General features: G+C 51.8%; 18 protein-coding genes, 2 pseudogenes and 1 other annotated feature. Of the genes and pseudogenes, 16 read left to right on the top strand and 4 right to left on the bottom strand.

The window, feature by feature from the left end:
* Position 1: 1 nt before the first annotated feature.
* Both CLOSYM_RS02930 and CLOSYM_RS02925 read right to left on the bottom strand, forming a co-directional pair.
* Entirely contained in the window at positions 2 to 1,360 is a 1,359-nt protein-coding gene (locus CLOSYM_RS02930; RefSeq protein ID WP_021640877.1) for an MATE family efflux transporter, read from the bottom strand.
* A gap of 73 nt (positions 1,361 to 1,433) precedes the next feature.
* Positions 1,434 to 1,865: a MarR family winged helix-turn-helix transcriptional regulator gene (locus CLOSYM_RS02925; RefSeq protein WP_003500033.1), complete on the bottom strand. Its 432-nt coding sequence runs from the start codon at positions 1,863 to 1,865 to the stop codon at positions 1,434 to 1,436.
* Positions 1,866 to 2,224: 359 nt separating this feature from the next.
* On the opposite strand from CLOSYM_RS02925, the gene CLOSYM_RS02920 reads away from it, so the two are divergent.
* Positions 2,225 to 2,833 carry a DUF1836 domain-containing protein gene (locus tag CLOSYM_RS02920; protein WP_003500031.1) on the top strand — a complete coding sequence of 203 codons (609 nt, stop codon included), beginning with the start codon at positions 2,225 to 2,227 and terminating at the stop codon, positions 2,831 to 2,833.
* A 168-nt stretch (positions 2,834 to 3,001) separates the two neighbouring features.
* Positions 3,002 to 3,241 (top strand) — a binding site (T-box leader).
* Between the two features lie 101 nt (positions 3,242 to 3,342).
* Complete coding sequence (locus CLOSYM_RS02915; RefSeq protein ID WP_021640875.1) at positions 3,343 to 4,302, top strand: bile acid:sodium symporter family protein; 960 nt, start codon at positions 3,343 to 3,345, stop codon at positions 4,300 to 4,302.
* A gap of 208 nt (positions 4,303 to 4,510) precedes the next feature.
* Here CLOSYM_RS02915 and CLOSYM_RS02905 read toward each other — a convergent pair whose 3' ends face one another.
* Positions 4,511 to 4,822 (bottom strand): YerC/YecD family TrpR-related protein, encoded by a 312-nt coding sequence (locus tag CLOSYM_RS02905; protein ID WP_003500026.1) that lies wholly within the window; start codon positions 4,820 to 4,822, stop codon positions 4,511 to 4,513.
* A 116-nt stretch (positions 4,823 to 4,938) separates the two neighbouring features.
* Positions 4,939 to 5,751, bottom strand: coding sequence for a Cof-type HAD-IIB family hydrolase (locus tag CLOSYM_RS02900; protein WP_242827606.1), 813 nt, complete (start codon positions 5,749 to 5,751; stop codon positions 4,939 to 4,941).
* Positions 5,752 to 5,953: 202 nt separating this feature from the next.
* On the opposite strand from CLOSYM_RS02900, the pseudogene CLOSYM_RS02895 reads away from it, so the two are divergent.
* The 14 genes and pseudogenes from CLOSYM_RS02895 to CLOSYM_RS02830 form a co-directional block, all read left to right on the top strand.
* Positions 5,954 to 6,421, top strand: a pseudogene (locus CLOSYM_RS02895) (ABC transporter substrate-binding protein); the annotation flags it as partial.
* 252 nt (positions 6,422 to 6,673) lie between these two features.
* A complete protein-coding gene (locus tag CLOSYM_RS02890; protein WP_035322783.1) occupies positions 6,674 to 8,044 on the top strand; it encodes a ParB/RepB/Spo0J family partition protein in 1,371 nt (456 codons plus the stop codon).
* A gap of 307 nt (positions 8,045 to 8,351) precedes the next feature.
* Positions 8,352 to 8,705 carry a DUF7768 domain-containing protein gene (locus CLOSYM_RS02885; protein ID WP_021637824.1) on the top strand — a complete coding sequence of 118 codons (354 nt, stop codon included), beginning with the start codon at positions 8,352 to 8,354 and terminating at the stop codon, positions 8,703 to 8,705.
* A complete protein-coding gene (locus tag CLOSYM_RS02880) occupies positions 8,695 to 9,405 on the top strand; it encodes an antirestriction protein ArdA (protein ID WP_021637823.1) in 711 nt (236 codons plus the stop codon). The genes CLOSYM_RS02885 and CLOSYM_RS02880 overlap by 11 nt, the downstream gene beginning before the upstream one ends.
* Positions 9,406 to 9,419: 14 nt before the next feature.
* Positions 9,420 to 10,466 carry a hypothetical protein gene (locus CLOSYM_RS02875; RefSeq protein ID WP_021640872.1) on the top strand — a complete coding sequence of 349 codons (1,047 nt, stop codon included), beginning with the start codon at positions 9,420 to 9,422 and terminating at the stop codon, positions 10,464 to 10,466.
* Positions 10,467 to 10,505: 39 nt separating this feature from the next.
* Positions 10,506 to 11,282, top strand: coding sequence for a DUF6674 family protein (locus CLOSYM_RS02870; protein WP_021638947.1), 777 nt, complete (start codon positions 10,506 to 10,508; stop codon positions 11,280 to 11,282).
* A 91-nt stretch (positions 11,283 to 11,373) separates the two neighbouring features.
* Positions 11,374 to 11,844, top strand: coding sequence for a PcfB family protein (locus CLOSYM_RS02865; RefSeq protein ID WP_009299176.1), 471 nt, complete (start codon positions 11,374 to 11,376; stop codon positions 11,842 to 11,844).
* Positions 11,841 to 13,664: a VirD4-like conjugal transfer protein, CD1115 family gene (locus CLOSYM_RS02860; protein ID WP_021638948.1), complete on the top strand. Its 1,824-nt coding sequence runs from the start codon at positions 11,841 to 11,843 to the stop codon at positions 13,662 to 13,664. The genes CLOSYM_RS02865 and CLOSYM_RS02860 overlap by 4 nt, the downstream gene beginning before the upstream one ends.
* 92 nt (positions 13,665 to 13,756) lie before the next feature.
* The gene (locus CLOSYM_RS02855) at positions 13,757 to 13,969 is read left to right on the top strand and encodes a Maff2 family mobile element protein (RefSeq protein WP_002571582.1); all 213 of its coding nucleotides are present in this window, start codon (positions 13,757 to 13,759) and stop codon (positions 13,967 to 13,969) included.
* A gap of 26 nt (positions 13,970 to 13,995) precedes the next feature.
* The gene (locus CLOSYM_RS02850; RefSeq protein ID WP_009296695.1) at positions 13,996 to 14,862 is read left to right on the top strand and encodes a VirB6/TrbL-like conjugal transfer protein, CD1112 family; all 867 of its coding nucleotides are present in this window, start codon (positions 13,996 to 13,998) and stop codon (positions 14,860 to 14,862) included.
* A 51-nt stretch (positions 14,863 to 14,913) separates the two neighbouring features.
* Entirely contained in the window at positions 14,914 to 15,579 is a 666-nt protein-coding gene (locus CLOSYM_RS02845; protein WP_009296696.1) for a septation protein SpoVG family protein, read from the top strand.
* A gap of 45 nt (positions 15,580 to 15,624) precedes the next feature.
* On the top strand, positions 15,625 to 16,245 hold the full coding sequence (locus CLOSYM_RS02840; protein WP_170321164.1) for a DUF7007 domain-containing protein: 621 nt from the start codon (positions 15,625 to 15,627) through the stop codon (positions 16,243 to 16,245).
* A 45-nt stretch (positions 16,246 to 16,290) separates the two neighbouring features.
* On the top strand, positions 16,291 to 16,680 hold the full coding sequence (locus tag CLOSYM_RS02835; RefSeq protein WP_009296698.1) for a PrgI family protein: 390 nt from the start codon (positions 16,291 to 16,293) through the stop codon (positions 16,678 to 16,680).
* Positions 16,634 to 17,568: pseudogene (locus tag CLOSYM_RS02830) on the top strand (VirB4-like conjugal transfer ATPase, CD1110 family); the annotation flags it as partial. The gene CLOSYM_RS02835 and the pseudogene CLOSYM_RS02830, both read left to right, overlap by 47 nt.

Here is a 17,568-nt window from a genome sequence, read left to right as displayed (position 1 = left end):
ATCAGAATTCCTCCTCTGCGCCGTTTCGGTGCGCCATTGCCTTAAACAGCCAGAAACAAATGATAATGCCCAATACAATTGACAAATAATCGGCCGCAGGCTGCGCATAAATTACGCCGTCCAGTCCGAACATCCGATCCAGAATAAATACAAGAGGGATAAAAATCAGGCCCTGGCGACAGACCGTAAGTACCAATGACGGGAGCGCCTTTCCCATTCCCTGAATTGTGTTAATGCAGAGAAACAGAATGCCGATAAACGGGCCGGAAAGCTGAAGGGCAATGACCATCTGGATTCCATAGGCAATAACCTCGGTATCGTTTATAAATATCTGAATCAGCGTCCGGCGTGCAATCATCATGATAATCGTCAGCACCGTACCCATGATCACGGCGCATATACCGGTAAATCGGAAGACCTGCATCAGCCGTTTTTTATTCCTGGCTCCGTAATTATAACCAATCAGCGGCTGGATGCCTGCGCAGAGGCCAATCTGCAGAAGCACCACCAGCATATTCGATTTCATCGCCACGCCCATGGCGGCTACCGGAGTGTCACCGTATCCAACCAATGCCAGATTTAAAATAATATTGGCAAAGCTCATCAAAATGTTATTCAGGGATGCCGGAATCCCAATCGAAGCAACACCGGATGCGATCCGTTCCCCCATCTTAAAGTCCTTAAGCTTAATGGAGAGGGAAGATTTTTTCCTGAGAAAATAGACAAGATAAAAGGCGCTGGCCGCAATATTACCGATGACGGTAGCGATCGCCGCGCCGGTTACCCCCCAGCCCAGCCCCAGAATCATAACGGGATCCAGTACGATATTGACCACGGTTCCAATCAGATTTCCTATCATTGACTCCCGGGCTGCCCCCTCGCCCCGGAGAATGTTGCCGAAGGCAGTGGCAAAGATGATAAATGGGCCTCCGAAGGATATGTAGGTCAGATACTGTCTGGCATACTCAATTGTATTCGCGCTGGCTCCTATCAGCTTCAGAATCAAATCCATTCCGGCTATAAAGAGCGCCGCAACTATTATGCCCAGGCCGATAGAGCCGTAGCAGCAAAAGGACGACAGGTTTCTGGCACGGTCCATCCGCTTCTCTCCCAGCGCACGCGATATGGCGGAGCTTCCGCCGATCCCGAACAGGTTGCCCAGCGCCATGTAAATCATAAAGATCGGTGTAGCCAGCGAAACGGCCGCCACCTGAAGGGGATCTCCGGTCTGGCCGATAAAAAATGTGTCGGCCATGTTATAAATAACCACCACCAGCATGGAAATCATGGTGGGGACAGCCATGAGGGCCACCGCTTTGGGGACCGGCGCCTCCTCAAATAATTCTCTGTTTGTGTTCATGTAAATAATTCTCCTTTTTCATTGCCTGCAATAACTATTTCATATTGTGTTAAAATATGTGCCATATCATGGTCTACTTGATATTTTCTTCCAGCTTTCTTATCGTGCGCGTAAGCTGATTAAGCTCATCCCGGGAAATTCCAGACTGAAGCTCTGCCTCAAACCGGTTCAGGCGGTCTATCATCCTCTCCCGTGCCTCGGCTCCCTTTTCCGTCACTACCAGCTTCTTCATCCTGGCATCATAGGAAACCGGCTCCCGGCGGATATATCCGTTGCGCTCCATCAGCTGCAGAGTCCGGCTGGCCGTAGAACGGCGGATTGAAAATTCCTTTTCAATGTCCCTCTGCATGATATCTCTCCCCTGCGACTGAATCAAAAAATGCAGAACCCAGTCCTGGTTCGCGGTCAGCGTCTCCCCTTCCTGGGCCGACATCTGATTGATTCTGCGGTAAATAAGATTAGATAATACACGGATTTCAAATCCGACATGGGTGTTAACTGTCATCTTTATTTCCTTCCTGAATGCTTTTTCCCTATATTTAAAAATATCAAGCTGGCTTCGGGAGCGGACGCCTGCCTCTTAAATTAATCTGAATCAGCTTTTCCGCTCCTGGCTTTGTCCAAAAATGTAAGCACACTAACATTCTAAACGAACATATATTCTTTGTCAACTCTGTTTTCCAAAAGAGCAGGTAAATTCCCTGTATTGCTTCCTCGATACAGCATCAGGGAAATGGCATGCGGACAGTAGCAAACGCCGCAGTGCGGACAGTAACAAAACTCTGACAACATTATAAAATAAACAGCTTTTAGGTCTTGTCATCTAGTATTCATTACTATATAATAAGATTTGAGGTGAATTTTATGAAAACGAATGAAGAACGACTGCAGGATCTGATGGCTTATCTGGACAGTGTGACCAGAATCAATCCGTCTGATATCCCCGCCATTGATTTATATATGGATCAGGTTACCACTTTCATGGATACACATTTATCTGCTTCCAAGCGGTTTGGTGAAGATAAGATTCTGACGAAAACCATGATTAATAACTATGCAAAGAATAACCTGCTTCCGCCGCCGGAGAAAAAGAAATATTCTAAAAACCATATATTGCTGTTGATTTTTATCTATTATTTTAAAAATGTACTATCTTTCAACGATATTGAGCAGCTTTTTTCTCCCATCAGCGAAAATCATTTTGCGGACGGTTCTAATCCTGAACTGGCAGAGCTGTACACGGAGATTTTTTCACTGGAGCGTGAGCAGCGCAAAAGACTGAAAGACGATGTAATGGCGAAATTTAAGGCAGCTTCCGGAACCTTCCAGGACGCTGAGGGTGACGATCAGGAATACCTGAGACTCTTTTCCTTCATCTGTGAGCTGGCATTCGACGTTTATCTGAAAAAACAGATGATAGAACTACTGGCCGAACAACTGAGGCAGGAGAATCCGCCGAAGAAGAAAAAGTAACTCCGGTAAGCCCCCTCTTTTTGAAGGGAGGACAAATAAAACGATAAACTGCACGCTCCGCGCACAGGTCACCGTCATCAATCAAGCGGATTTTCTTAAAAGGCAAATCCGGCTATTGACATATCTGCTTTAACGCGGTAGAATCACTCTTAATTAAATAGCCAGCAACAACAAGCTTTGACGAGGAAAAGTATTCCGTCCCGTATCCTTTCAGAGAGCTGACGGCAGGTGCGAGTCAGCAGGAACACCGGAAGAAAATCACCTCTGAGCTTTCAGACTGAACAGCTTTACCAGTAAGACTGAACGGTTAACAGCCGTTATCCTGTTACACATTGACAGATGTGGACGAGTGGCCGTTTAACGGCAACAAGAGTGGTACCGCAGAGGATTATAACCTTTGTCTCTTAATAGAGACAGAGGTTTTTTTGTTGCAGGCGGAGAATCCCGCCCGCGGAATTCTTTCTTAATTCTTCTCTGCCCATTCCAACAAATTTGAAAGGGGATTTATTATGAACACATTGAAAAAACTCAGTAACTTCTTCGGCCAGAATATGGCTGTCATCGTCATCGCAGTAGCCGCCCTGGCCCTGTTTGCGCCTCAGAGCGTAAGCTTTATCAAAACTTCCTACGTCAATACCCTGCTCGGCATTGTCATGTTTGGAATGGGCCTCACGCTGAAGCCGGGTGACTTTAAGGTGGTTTTTTCCCGTCCGAAGGACGTCATCATAGGATGTATCGCCCAGTTCACCGTGATGCCGCTGCTGGCTTTCGGACTGACTAAAGCTTTTAACCTCCCGCCGGAGCTTGCCATCGGCGTAATTCTGGTGGGAACCTGCCCCGGCGGCACTTCCTCCAATGTTATGACCTATCTCTCTAAAGGCGATGTGGCCCTGTCGGTCGGCATGACGGCTGTCTCCACTGTACTGGCTCCCTTCCTTACCCCGGTTCTGACCTATGTCTATGCCGGAGCGAGAGTCGACGTCAATATGGCAAGTATGTTCCTGTCCATCGTCAAGGTTGTCATCGTGCCGATTGCCGCAGGTTTCATCATCAATCACTTTTTCTTTGCAGTCACCCGGCAGATTGTAGAAATTCTTCCGCTGATTTCCACCACGGCCATTGTTGCCATCGTCGCCGCCGTTGTCTCGTCTAACGCATCAAAGATACTGACAAGCGGCCTGCTGATTGTCGCTGTGGTCATCTGCCATAACGTGCTGGGCTACCTGCTCGGTTTCTCGATCGGCAAAGTGCTTAAGCTGGACGGAAGCAAATGCCGGGCTATCTCCATTGAAGTCGGCATGCAGAACTCCGGCCTTGCAACCTCCCTGGCCGCCACCCACTTTGCCCAGTACCCTCTTGCCACGATTCCGGGCGCCGTGTTCAGTGTCTGGCACAATATTTCCGGCGCGGTGCTGGCTAACTTCTATGCGCGCTCAGCGGAAAAATCAGAAAGCAGCGCCGCTCGGTAGAAAATACAGCTGCCTGTTCCCTCCGTCTTTCCCGCATCCACATACTCCTTCAGACGGAAGGCTGTTCCCGCCGGCACAAACGCGGTACGGCTGTATAATACGGTAAACGCACGCAGTACGTGCCCTGTATCCGGTCAACGAAAAAGGATCACTGCTTTTCCCTAAAAGCCGTGATCCTTTTTCGCTCATTTTTACATTTATATAATTGTTACGCTTCGTTGTCCTCCGCAGCCTGATCCTCCAGCCGCTTGAATACCATATCATAACCGTCATTTCCATAATTGAGTGAACGGTTTACACGGCTGATTGTTGCTGTAGATGCCCCGGTCTTATCGGCAATTTCCAGATAAGTCCTCTTTTCTCTGAGCATCTTGGCCACTTCATAGCGTTGCGAGAAAGACAGCAGCTCATTGACTGTGCAGACATCCTCAAAAAAGCTGTAGCACTCTTCCGTACTCTTAAGGGTCAGAATCGCCTGAAATAAATGGTCAACCGCTTCTGTCTTGAGTTTTTTATTCATGTAAAAGCACCTCTTCATTATATATTTTTGCTTTCCGTAAACCACCAGTACCTTACAATTTTAACATACTAAAGTCGTAAAGTCCATATATTTATTGATTTATTTTTACCTGTTCGTCAGTGGAGCATGAATTTCTCCACAACATGGGCAATTCCGTCGTCGTTATTGGACATGGTAATATAATCGGCCGCTTTCCTCACCGGAAGCACCGCATTTTCCATCGCGACGCCGAGACCTGCAAATTTGATCATCGTCAAATCATTATAGCCGTCCCCGCAGGCAATCATACGCTCCTTGTCAAGTCCCAGTATCTCTAAAAGCCTGGCCAGTGACTGGGCCTTATCGATGCCTCTGGGCAGTATCTCAAGGAAAAACGGTTCCGAACGGTAAATGCTGAAATTCTTCCCCATAGCCGCTTTTACCCTCGGCTCAACCATGGCAAGATAATCACCGTCATCCATCATCAGAAATTTGGGAACCGGATACGTCACATAAGACTTCAAATCATCAATCTGGCGGACCTCCATGCTGTTAATCTTATTTTCCAGCTTGGAATAGGGACTTTCAGCGTCATTTGTTATGAGAGTGTGGCCGTCGTAGGTGAGTATGGTCACCCGCTCTTCCTCTGCCAGCCCGATAATCTTTGCATTCGCTTCCACCGGCAGAAGACGGCTGAATACTACTTCCCCTGTCCGGCAGTTCGTAATCATTCCTCCGTTAAATGAAAGAATATAACTTCCATATTTCTCCAGCTTAAGCTCCCGCGCCAGGGGCATCACCCCGTCGGTCGGACGGCCCGAGGCCAGGACAATCTTCTTTCCCCGCTCCTGAATCTCCATCAGAGCCTTTTTAGTCTTCGGTGTAATTACCTTATCACGGTTTGTAAGCGTTCCGTCCAAATCCAGAACGATAATTTCATAATTCTCCATCCGTCTGTCATTCTCCCGCATTCCTGCAAATTAATTAAACTCCCGGCATTCTGCTATTCTTCCCCAGCCGCTATTATAAAGGAAGTAACGGGAAAATTCAATTAAAACAATCCTGTTTCCATAAAACACGGGGAAAACAGGCACCAACCCACCGTTTTTCCAATATCCTAAATCATATAGACATAATCCACAGGAGAGTATTATGAAAAAATTTGTTTCAGTTTTTCTGACAGCCGCCATGGCGGCCGCCTCCCTTACCGGCTGTCAGAGCGGGGGCTCCTCCGATGCCCTTACCCCGGTTACATTAAATGAAGTGGCCCACTCCATTTTCTATGCTCCCCAGTATGCTGCCATCGAACTGGGATATTTTAAAGACGAAGGGATCGAGCTTACGCTGGTTAACGGCGCCGGGGCCGACAAAGTTATGACCGCACTGATTTCAGGCGATGCCGACATCGGTTTCATGGGTTCGGAAGCCAGCATCTATGTGTATCAGGAAGGCTCCGACGATTACGCCGTAAACTTCGCCCAGCTCACTCAGCGGGCCGGCAACTTCCTCGTCGGAAGAACTGCCCAGGAAAACTTCTCCTGGCAGGATTTGAAGGGTAAGAAAGTGTTGGGCGGCCGCGCAGGCGGCCGACCTAAGCATGATGTAACATTTGAGAACATCAGGGAGATTTACGAGTGGACAAGCCAAAAAGCCTTAGATTTGGCGGTTTTCAAGTATGATGAAAAGATTATATCTGCTTCATAGCATTGATTGAATATATTTAGTTTGCTTAAAGAGGACAGGCCCGCCCTGTCCTTTTTACTATCCTAAAAGGAAGGAGGCGAAAATTGTCGCAAGGAAATAACCCCTTAACCGGGCCTGACCGTAATGGTTGGGCCTTTTTTCATGCCACGAAAAGGAGGTAATGCACACATGGCTGATGAAAAGCCTAAAACTTTACAGGAACAGTCCTCTCCCACCGGCCCGCCTGTCAGTCAGGAGGTCAAGGACACGGCTCCGGCTGTAGCTCAACCGGACAAGGAAAAGGACAAGGCGGCTGACACAAAAGCGGTTGAAGTGAAGGAAACAGAAGCCGCTGGTTCTAAAAAGCTGGACGATATTGTAAAGCAAGTCAAAGAAGCCCAGCAGAAACAGACCGAGGCCAGCCCCGCCGCTCCCGGCAAAAAACAGTCCGCTTCTATTACTAAGATATCTGATTTGCCAAAGACCGGACAAAAGAAAGCCGAGAAACCGGAGCCCACAAAAAAGACTGCCGCTCCCAAAAAAGAGACAATGGAAAAGCCCGTACAGCCCGTAAAATCGGGAAAATCCAAAAGTACAGCTCCGGTTTCCAAAGGAGCTCCCTGTGCCAGCGCCCCGGCACAGGCGGCACCCACGCCCCCGGAGCCGCCAAAGGAGGCACCCCGCAGGGGAGAGGAACAGATTGTCTATTTGAAACTGAATGAGCTCCACGCCTTCAAAAACCACCCCTTCGGTGTGCGTGACGATGAAGAAATGCGGGCCATGGTTTCCAGCGTCAAGGACAAGGGCGTGACACAGCCTGCTATCGTCCGGCCCTTGGAGGGCGGCGGCTATGAGATTGTATCCGGCCACCGCCGCCAGAAGGCCAGCGAACTGGCAGGCTACACGGACATGCCCTGTATCGTCCGCAACCTGACCGATGATGAAGCCATCACGCAGATGGTGGAGGATAACTTAAACCAGCGTGAGGAAATTCTCCCCAGTGAAAAGGCAAAGGCCCTGAAAATGCAGTTGGAGGCCATCAAACATCAGGGAACCCGGACTTCGGGCCATGTTGACCCGAAGGAGGCCGGGAAACGCTCCAATGAGATTGTGGCAGAGCGCAACAAGATGGCGGTCAAACAGGTTCAGCGGTTTATCCGGCTCAATGAGCTGGTTCCCGACTTAATGAAGCTGGTGGACGATAAGAAAATCGGCTTCACGACAGCCGTGGAGCTCTCCTATATCAATAAGAAGAACCAAAACTATATCGCTGTCTCCATTGACAGCCAGCAGGCTTCCCCCACACAGGCACAGGCCAAACGCATGAGGGAGCTTGACGAAAAGAAACTGCTCAATGGTGACGTGATTGACGGAATTATGATGGAGGACAAGAAGGAGGTAGACAAAGTGATTTTAACAGGTGCAGAGCTGGGGAAATATTTTGGCGCGGAGGCCACCCCGAGGGAAATGAAAGACCAGATCATCAAACTGCTGGACGATTGGAAGGGACAGCAGAAGGAACAGGTCAAGCCGGAGAAAAAAGCTGACAAGGAGAAATAAGCAGGGCTTCGGGCCAGTGTGACCCGAGACTAAGACCGTGGGGCGCAGCCCCACGCCCCGAAGCTCGAAGGATATATAATTCCCCGTCGCCGTTTGTTGGATAGCATAGCCGGGAAAATCTGTCAAGGGCCTGCCGCCGTAGGCGGTGCTTCGCACCCTTGACAGATTTCTCCCGGTTATGCTTTAAGGCGGTCAAGCGACGGGGATATAAATTCCTTTGAGCCGTTCCCCTTCCCACGGGAAGGGGCGGAGGGGTTGGGCTTTATCCTGCTACTGCTCTTTTATAGAAGAAACGGAGGTAAAAACAGTGAAACGACCTTTAGCTTATATTACTGCGGCATGGAACGGGGAGCCGGATATTGACACCGCCCTTGCTGTCCAATACTGCCGGATTACTTACGAAGCGGGATTTTCACCTATCTGCCCGCTCCTATATCTGCCGCTGTTTATCAATGACGCTATCCCCGAGGAACATAAGGACGGGATTGACATGCGCCGGGATATGCTCCGGCGGGCCCGGGTGCTTGTTGTCTGCGGCGGCGCTGTGGACGAAGATGTGAAGAATGATATTGCCGTGGCCCAGCGGCTGAACATTACGGCAACCACCCTGGACGGGATTGTGACGGTCAACCAGCAGGGCCGGAACGCCAATGATATTTGAAGCCTATCTGACGAATGTAGCCTTATATGCCATCAGAGGCGTTGAGGTCGGGGAATATTTAAAATTCCCAGCCACCACGGAGGAAATACAGGCGCTTCTTTCCCGGATAGAAATAGACGGGAAGAAATATTCAGAAATCTTCATCACGAACTTTGAGAGTGACGTGCTGGGGCTGTACGATTACCTTGATGAATATGAGGATATTGACGAGCTGAACCATCTGGCGCATGTTCTGGAGGAAGTACGGGATAATGGCGAACTGGAAAAGTATGAAGCCGCCCTTGTCTTAGGAAAACATACGGCAAGCGTGAAAGATTTAATCAATCTCGCTCAAAATCTTAATATTTACAATTTTCAGCCGGGTATAGAGACTTGGGAGGCTTTAGGCTGTTATTATGCGGACGAGCTCATGACAATCCATATTCCTTCCGATATACGGGCCTATTTTGACTATGAGGCATACGGCCGCGATATCGCCATCAACGAAGGCGGCTGTTTTGCGCCGGCTGGTTATGTGTCCGCCGCTCCCCTTGGATTCACCGAGTATTACCACGGGACAGAGGATATCCCCGCAGAGCACCGTGTATTTGCCTATCCGAACGAGACGCCACATTCCATTCTGGAAACCCTGAAACAGTTAAAAGAAGCCCCGCCTGCCCCGAAAAAGGAAAAGACGGGGCCTTCCCATGAGGAACGGTAAGACTTCGGGCCAGCATGGCCCGAGGCCGCAAAGGAGGTGCAGGCAACATCAACTACTATCCAATCAACGAGACAGCGGCCCGCCGCGCCAAAGAGATGAACAGCTTTTATGATTATCAGGAAGGGAGCGCAACCACAGAATACCGCAACCTTGTAGATAAGGCCGCTGCTGTGGCGGAAAAACAGAAAGCAAGGGTTGACCCCATGTTCCATGAAAAAATCGACCATCTGCTTGATACCTATTCCCGCAAACTGGCGGAAAACATGAACCAGCAGTTTGCGATTGACGCGCGGGTTCCGTCCGTCATGATAGCGGGGCCTGCCAACTTCCCTATCAGGAAGAAGGAAAACCAGAACCGGGCCCGTGACAGCAACATGGAGGAATGGCGGCATATTCAGGGCCTCCTTGATAAAATCCGCAGTACGGGCATGGGCGGAATCAGTGCGGACGACCCGGAAGCTGTCCCGAAGCTGAAAGAGAAACTGGAAGGGCTGGAACGCTCCCAACTGATTATGAAGGAAGTAAACGTCTATTACCGCAAACACGGAACGCTTGACGGCTGTGCCCTTCTCTCCCCTGACCAGATAGAAAAGCTAAAGGCGGATATGGCCCGGTGCAGTTGGCTGAGAAAGCCCTTTGACCTTACGAACACCAGCGCGGAAATCCGCAGGATAAAGGAACGAATCGAAGATTTAAGCAAACGGGCCGAAACGGAATTTTTCGGCTGGGAGTTTGAGGGCGGCCATGTGGAGATGAACCGGCAGGAAAACCGTCTGCAAATCTTTTTTGACGGGAAACCGGACGCCGATACCCGCACGGAGCTCAAAGGGAACGGATTCCGGTGGGCCCCCAGCGTGGGCGCGTGGCAGCGACAGCTTACCGATAACGCGATCTGGGCCGCCGACCGTCTGGCTTGTATCCGGCCGCTTTCCGGTGAACGTCCTTCCCAGCTTCAAAAAAAGGCACGGGAAAAGCCGTCTATCCTGAAAACCATGCAGGAATATCCAAAGGAGCCGGGACAGGAAAAACCGCTTACGCCTAAGAAGGAGGCCGAACGGTAGGCTTCGGGCCATGCTGGCCCGAGGTTATGAAGGGAGTGATTGATTATCAGTAAGACCAGACAAAAGCGGCTGGCGGAGCAGAAGGAAGTAAAGGAACTGCTGGCCGTGCTGAAGGAAAACAATTTTTCCAGCGCAAAGGATCTCATGGCCGCCATCGGCCATGTGTCAGACTTGGAGGAACAGCTTTCCAGTGCGGTTCAGGAGCTTACCGCCATGCGGCAGGAATTGCAGGAAATGAAGCAATCGCCGTTAAAGGCCGCCCTGCAAAGGTCGGTTCAGACCTTGGAGGCGAAAGTTTCCCAGTTGAGGGTGCAGATTGACGCGCTGAAAGAAATCATCATAGAGGGCTGTAAACAGGCCCTTGCCGATTTTAAGCAGCGAGGAACGGCGGCCTTAGACGGCGTGGCCCGCTTCTTCCATCTGCGGGAAGGTCTGGAAGGGGTAAAGGAAACCATTCAGGCGGGGATTGCCACAGACGAAAAGGCCCTTGCGAAAATCGAAGCCGTTTCAGCCGAATACCACGAGGCGGGCAGGCATTTGAAATATGTAGGCCGGGCCCTGATGGGGAAGGAGGCCGTATCAAAGGCAAAAGGCCCGGGCAAGCTGGCAAAAACAGTTGCGGCACCTTACCGGGCTGAACGCTCCAGCCTGCTCTCCATGCAGAAAAGCGTGGAAAAAGCCCTCGCCCGGATAGAACGGCTGGAACAGGCGGCAGAAAAAAAGCCGTCCATCTTAGACACCATGCGGACGCAGAATGAAAAGATACGGGCGGAACCGGCAAAAGAGGCCCCGCCCTCCAAATATGCCGAGCGGTAGACCTCGGGCCACATTGGCCCGAGATTTTCCGTCTCCCGTAAAGATAAGAGGCCCCCCGGAGTTTATGGGAGCCTGACAGGAAGGAGGTATTATGCAGGACGAAGTAAACCAAAAAACGGTTGCCCTCTCAATCCGGGCAACAAAGCTCACAGGCCGGGTGCTGGCCTCCGCAATATGGAAGATTTTAGAGGAAGGGAAAAAGCGTCACCAGAAAGCGCTGACCCCGCAAGGCCGCCAAAGCGTGAAAAAGCTGATGAACCATTACGGGGCCAAAAACTCCATGCCCCTCGTGGGAGCGCCCCGGCAGTTTGACCGCATAGCAAAGGAATTTCATGTAGACTATGCGTTCCATAAGGTCAGCCCCGGCCACTACCTGCTGTTTTTCAAAGCGGGACAGGCGGACGCCATGACGGCGGCGTTCCAGAAATACAGTGACAAGGTGCTGAATAAGGGGAAAGACAAGGCTTCTATCCTCGGCCAGCTACGGAACCTTTCAGAGCATATCAAGTCCCGGCCGAAGGAGCGCCAGAAAACCAGAGAGGCGGTGAAGGAAGAACGGTGAGTGACAAAATCCGAAAATATGTGCTTCCCAACCTCCCCTACCTCTTTGTATTCTGGTTCTTCTCAAAGGTGGGGACGGCTTACCGCATGGCCGCCGGAGCCGATTTCGGCACGAAGCTCGTAGGCATGATGAAAACTTTCCCTACGGCCTTTGAAAACTACCTTCCGGGCCTTGGCGGGCTAGACCTTCTGGTGGGGCTTACCGGGGCCGTGGGAATGTACCTGCTTGTGCAGTCCAAAATCAGGAAGGGAAAAAAGTTCCGCCGTGAGGAAGAATATGGCTCGGCCCGCTGGGGTACGGCAAAGGATATCAAGCCCTTTGTAGACCCGGTATTTAAAAACAACGTCATTCTCACAGGTACGGAGTTCCTGACACTGAACACCCGGCCCAAAATCCCGGCCAACGCCCGGAACCTAAACGCCTGTGTGATCGGCTCGTCCGGCTCCGGAAAAACAAGATTCTGGCTGACCCCGCAGCTCCTTCAGGCCCATTCGTCCTATGTGGTCGTAGATCCAAAAGGCGGCACCCTCGAACAATGCGGGCGTTTCCTGCAACGACAGGGCTACCGGCTCCGGGTGTTCAACACTATCGACTTTACCAAATCCATGCATTACAATCCACTGGCCTACATCAAGACGGAAAGTGACGTGCTGAAATTTGTGACCGCCCTGATTGCCAACACCAAAGGGGACGGCAAAGACGGGGACGAGTTCTGGACAAAAGCGGAAACCCTTCTTTACTGTGCGTTGATTGCCTATATCGTCTTTGAGGGGCCGGAGGAAGAACGGAACATGAATACCCTTGTGGAAATGATTAACAGCATGGAAGTCCGGGAAGATGATGAGAGCTTCAAAAATGCCGTTGACTATATGTTTGACGGGTTGGAACGGAGGAACCCCAACCACTTTGCCGTGAGGCAGTATAAAAAGTATAAATTAGCCAGCGGCAAGACCGCAAAAAGTATATTGATTAGCTGTGGAGCACGTCTCGCGCCCTTCGATATTGGGGAGCTCCGGGAAATTATGACCTATGACGAGCTGGGGCTTGATATGCTGGGAGATGAAAAAACAGCCCTGTTTTTCCTGATATCCGACACAAATACCACCTACAACTTCCTCGTTGCCCTTGCCTTCTCCACTATGTTCAACATGCTCTGTGAGCGGGCCGACAACAAGTACGGCGGGAGGCTCCCCCATCATGTGCGGGTGCTGTGGGACGAGGCAGCCAACACGGGACAGGTGCCGGGACTGGAAAAAATCGTGGCCGTCATTCGTTCCCGCGAAATCAGCCTGACGCTGTTCTATCAGGCCATGAGCCAGTGCAAGGCGCTCTATAAGGACAACGCCGAGACAATCATGGGGAATATGGATTCCATCGTCTTCCTCGGAGGCCGGGAAAGCTCCACAATCAAGGAAATTTCTGAAAATTGGCTGGGCAAGGCCACCATCTCCATGCAGACAGAAAGCCGCACCCGGGGACAGTCCGAAAGCTACGGGCAGAATATGCAACGTCTGGGCCGGGAGCTTCTCACCACAAGCGAAATCACCACCATGCCCGGAAATATGTGTATCTGCCAGCTCCGGGGCCTCCCGCCTTTTTACAGCCCGAAGTATGACTTGAAAAAGCACCCCAGCTATAATCAGACAGCCGAGTACGACAAAAAGAAAAACGCCTTCCGCTCGGAAACCCTGTTCCGCCACCGGCCATTGAGACTAAAACCGGAGGACGAATACACGGTCTACGAGATAGAGGAAACAGACGCAGAGGAAGAAGCTGACATTCTCAACTTTGACGACATGGACAGTGACGACTTTGCGTGACCTCGGGCCACATTGGCCCGAAGCGCCGCCGTTATGGGCGGCTATTTTGTTACCCGAAAACCGATTCAATCTAAGAAAATGGAGGAAACCACATGGAATTTTTCAACTCTGCTATCGACATATTAAAGGTTCTCGTTATCGCCCTGGGGGCCGGGCTTGCGGTGTGGGGAGTCATCAACCTGTTAGAAGGATACGGCTCGGACAACCCGGCGGCAAAATCACAGGGAATTAAACAGCTCATGGCCGGAGGCGGTGTTGTCCTGATTGGCACACAGCTTATCCCCCTCTTATCCGGCCTGTTCTAAAGCGTTCCCATTTAAAGGAGTGATATATGGATACTATCATCAATGCAATCGTGGAATGGCTCAAGGGTGTGCTTGTAGATGGTATCATGGGAAATCTGGACGGCCTTTTCAACAACGTGAATGAGCAGGTCGGAGGGATTGCCTCGCAGGTTGGGACGACCCCGGCGGATTTTAACGCCGGGGTCTTTTCCATGATACGGCAGATATCGGAAACGGTCGTTCTGCCAATCGCTGGGATTATCCTCACGTTCGTCATGACCTATGAGCTCATTCAGATGCTCATAGACCGGAACAACCTCCATGACATAGACACATGGATGTTCTTCAAGTGGATATTTAAAACCTTCGTGGCCGTGACGATCCTGACGAACACCTTCAATATCGTGCTGGCTGTCTTTGACGTGAGCCAGCATGTGATACAACAGTCGGCGGGGCTTATCCAGAGCGGCACGGAAATCACGCCGGACATTATGGACAGCCTGCGCACGGACTTGGAGGCGATGGAGCTGGGCCCGCTGTTCGGGCTGTTCCTCCAGTCATTCCTCGTCCAGTTCACCATGACCGCCCTGAATATCGTGATATTTGTCATTGTCTATGGCCGCATGATTGAGATATACCTGCTGACCAGCCTTGCCCCTATCCCCTTCTCCACCGTGGCGAACCGGGAAACCGGGCACATGGGGCAGAACTATTTCCGGTCACTGTGCGCGGTCGGCTTTCAGGGGCTCCTGATTATGGTATGCGTGGCAATCTACGCCGTGCTGATTCAGAGTATTGCAACGGACGGCGACCCCATGGGAGCCATCTGGCGCTGTGTCGGCTATACGGTGCTCCTGTGCTTTTCTCTCTTTAAGACCGGGAGCCTGTCAAAATCCATCTTCGGCACCGGTTAAACCGGCAGAAGGACTTCGGGCCACCCTGGCCCGAGGCGGGAAGGAGGACATATGCCGAGACGCTACAAGCTGGGGGCGGACGGGCAGGCCCACCCGGCCTACTTTGGAAAGCTCCCCGAGGAATTTACAAAAGAGGATACCCTGCGTTTCCTCGCAGACACGGATATCCAGTTATACAGGCTTCTGTCGGCGGACACTCATGCCGCACTCCGGGCAGAAGGCTACGAGTATAAAAACGGGGGCCTTATCCCCATTTCAGAAAAGGAGACAGTTATGCAGGAACAGACAGGCGGCGCACCCGCCGCTACACAGGAACCCATGAAGCTGGACGTGAGCGTGAGGCTCATTGACCCCGTAAAAAACCTGATTGGCTTTGCCAGTGTGAAATTCAACGACTGTTTTGTGGTGGAGAATTTCAAGATACTGCAAGGCGAAAAAGGGATTTATGCAGGTATGCCCAGCCAGCCGGACAGAAACGGGGGCTACCGTGACGTAGCAAAACCCATCACGAAGGAGTTCCGCAGTCAGCTTAACGAAGCGGTTGTGGAAGCCTATACGACGGAGCTCGACCATTTGCAGGCAAGATTAGCAGCCGCACGGGGAGGCCAGGAACGGCCCTCCATCAAGGAACAGCTCACCGCCGGGGCAAAACAGGCGGAACAGGCGCAGGCGGAGAAACCCGCAAAGGCAAAGGCCAGCCGCGGGCAGGACAGATAACTTCGGGCCATGGTGGCCCGAAGTGAAGGAAGGAGGCGTATGCCCATGACACACATAAAACAAGCCTATGACGCCGCCTGCTACTACGATGGAAAGCTGTTGGGCCGCTGTACCGTGGCTGACAGTGAAGCCTATTCCCTTCTGATGAAGGAGTGCGGCGGCGAGGCCGTCCGTGTCCTGCGGGAATATCCCTACCTGTCCCCGGAGCTGAAAGCCATTCTGGAAAAAGCGGCGCTCATGCAGGCCGACCGCCAGAGGACAGGCGGCATGTTCCATGAGCCGGAAAGCTCCCCGTGGGGCAAGGTTCAGACCTGCGACACGCTCTGCCCCGGGGTGTTCCTTGTGAGCACGGCCAGCCACGGCGGGACAATGGTAGCAAAGGAAGTGGCCGCCGTCCTGTCTACTGCGGCTAAAAAATGCGGTTTCCAGAGGAACGGTTACATCTGTTTTGAGGAGGACGCACAGGAAAGCGTGGTACTGCGGGAGCTCTTAGATAAAAAGCTGTGGAAAATCCCTGACCGTATCAAGGATAAGGAAAAATTTGAGGAAAACATCAACCAGTCCATCAGACAGTATAACCCCGACTACTGGCGGGCAAGGCAGGCCGGACGAGAGGCCGCCGTGGAAGGGAAACGGCCCCTGCCCGCAAAGCAGACGGCCAGATAGCTTCGGGCCACCATGGCCCGAAGTGCCAAAGGAGGTGAACAGCCCATGGCATATGTACCCGTACCAAAAGACCTAAACAAAATCAAGACGAAGCTGGCCTTAAACTTGACGAAGCGCCAGCTTATCTGTTTCTCCCTTGCGGCGGCGGTGGGGATTCCGTCCTACCTGTCCAGCCGTGGAACCATCGGAAACAGCCCGGCCCTTTTCCTGATGATTGGCCTCATGCTCCCGTTTTTCTTTTTCGCCATGTATGAGCGTGACGGCCTGCCACTTGAAAAGGTGCTGAGGAATATCCTGCGCACCCGGTTCCTATATCCGAGGGTGCGGCCCTATCAGACAGAAAATTTTTATGCTCTATTGAGCGGTTTCAAGAAGGAGGCGAAGCCGATTGCAGAACCAGAAAAAAAGAAAAAGCCCCGCAGGAAAAAAGCCTGACCGGAAAGGCGGCCTGTTTCCCGGCGGAAAGCGGAAGGTTCCCGCCACCGCCCAGCAGACCCTTCCCTACCGGGAAATGTACCGGGACGGCGTGTGCCGGGTGGCCGACCATTATTACACGAAAACCATAGAATACGAGGACATCAACTACCAGCTCGCACAGGCCGAGGATCAGGCCGCCATTTTTGACGGGTGGAGCGCCTGCTTAAATTACTTTGACAGCACCCTCCCCTTCCAGCTCTCATTCATCAACCACCGGAGCCGCCCGGAAAGCCGCTACAGCGTCAACATCTCCATGCAGGAGGACGAATATAACGGGGTGCGGCAGGAATACGTGGAAATGCTGGAAAACCAGATAGCCAAAAGCAACAACGGAATCGTGCGGACGAAACTGTTGACCTTCGGCGTGAACGTGGACGATTTATCCACGGCCCGGGCGAGGCTGGAACGGGTGGAGGCCGATATCATGAACAATTTTAAGAAGCTGGGCGTAAAATCAGCCGCCCTCTCCGGGCTGGAACGCCTGGAACTGCTCCACGGCCAGCTCCACCCGGGCGGGAATGACCCCTTCCGTTTTTCATGGGATATGATACCAAAAACCGGGCTTTCCACAAAGGACTTTATCGCGCCCACCAGCTTTGACTTCCGGTTCAGCCGTCTGTTCCGGGTGGGCACCACATGGGGAGCCTCCTCCTACTTGCAGATTCTTGCCTCGGAGCTTTCCGATAAACTGCTGGCGGAGCTGTTGGAGCTGGACGCGGAAATGACCATCACCCTCCATGTGCAGACAGTCGATCAGGCCGCCGCCGTGAAAGCTATCAAGGCCAAAGTCTCCGATATCGACAAGATGAAGGTGGAGGAAGTGCGCCCAGATAGGGCATTGTGTGA

This window comes from [Clostridium] symbiosum ATCC 14940 (assembly GCF_000466485.1).
GTDB classification, from domain to species: domain Bacteria; phylum Bacillota; class Clostridia; order Lachnospirales; family Lachnospiraceae; genus Otoolea; species Otoolea symbiosa.
The sequence above is the reverse complement of the archived record's forward strand: the minus strand, read 5'-3'. Positions and strand labels throughout refer to the sequence as shown.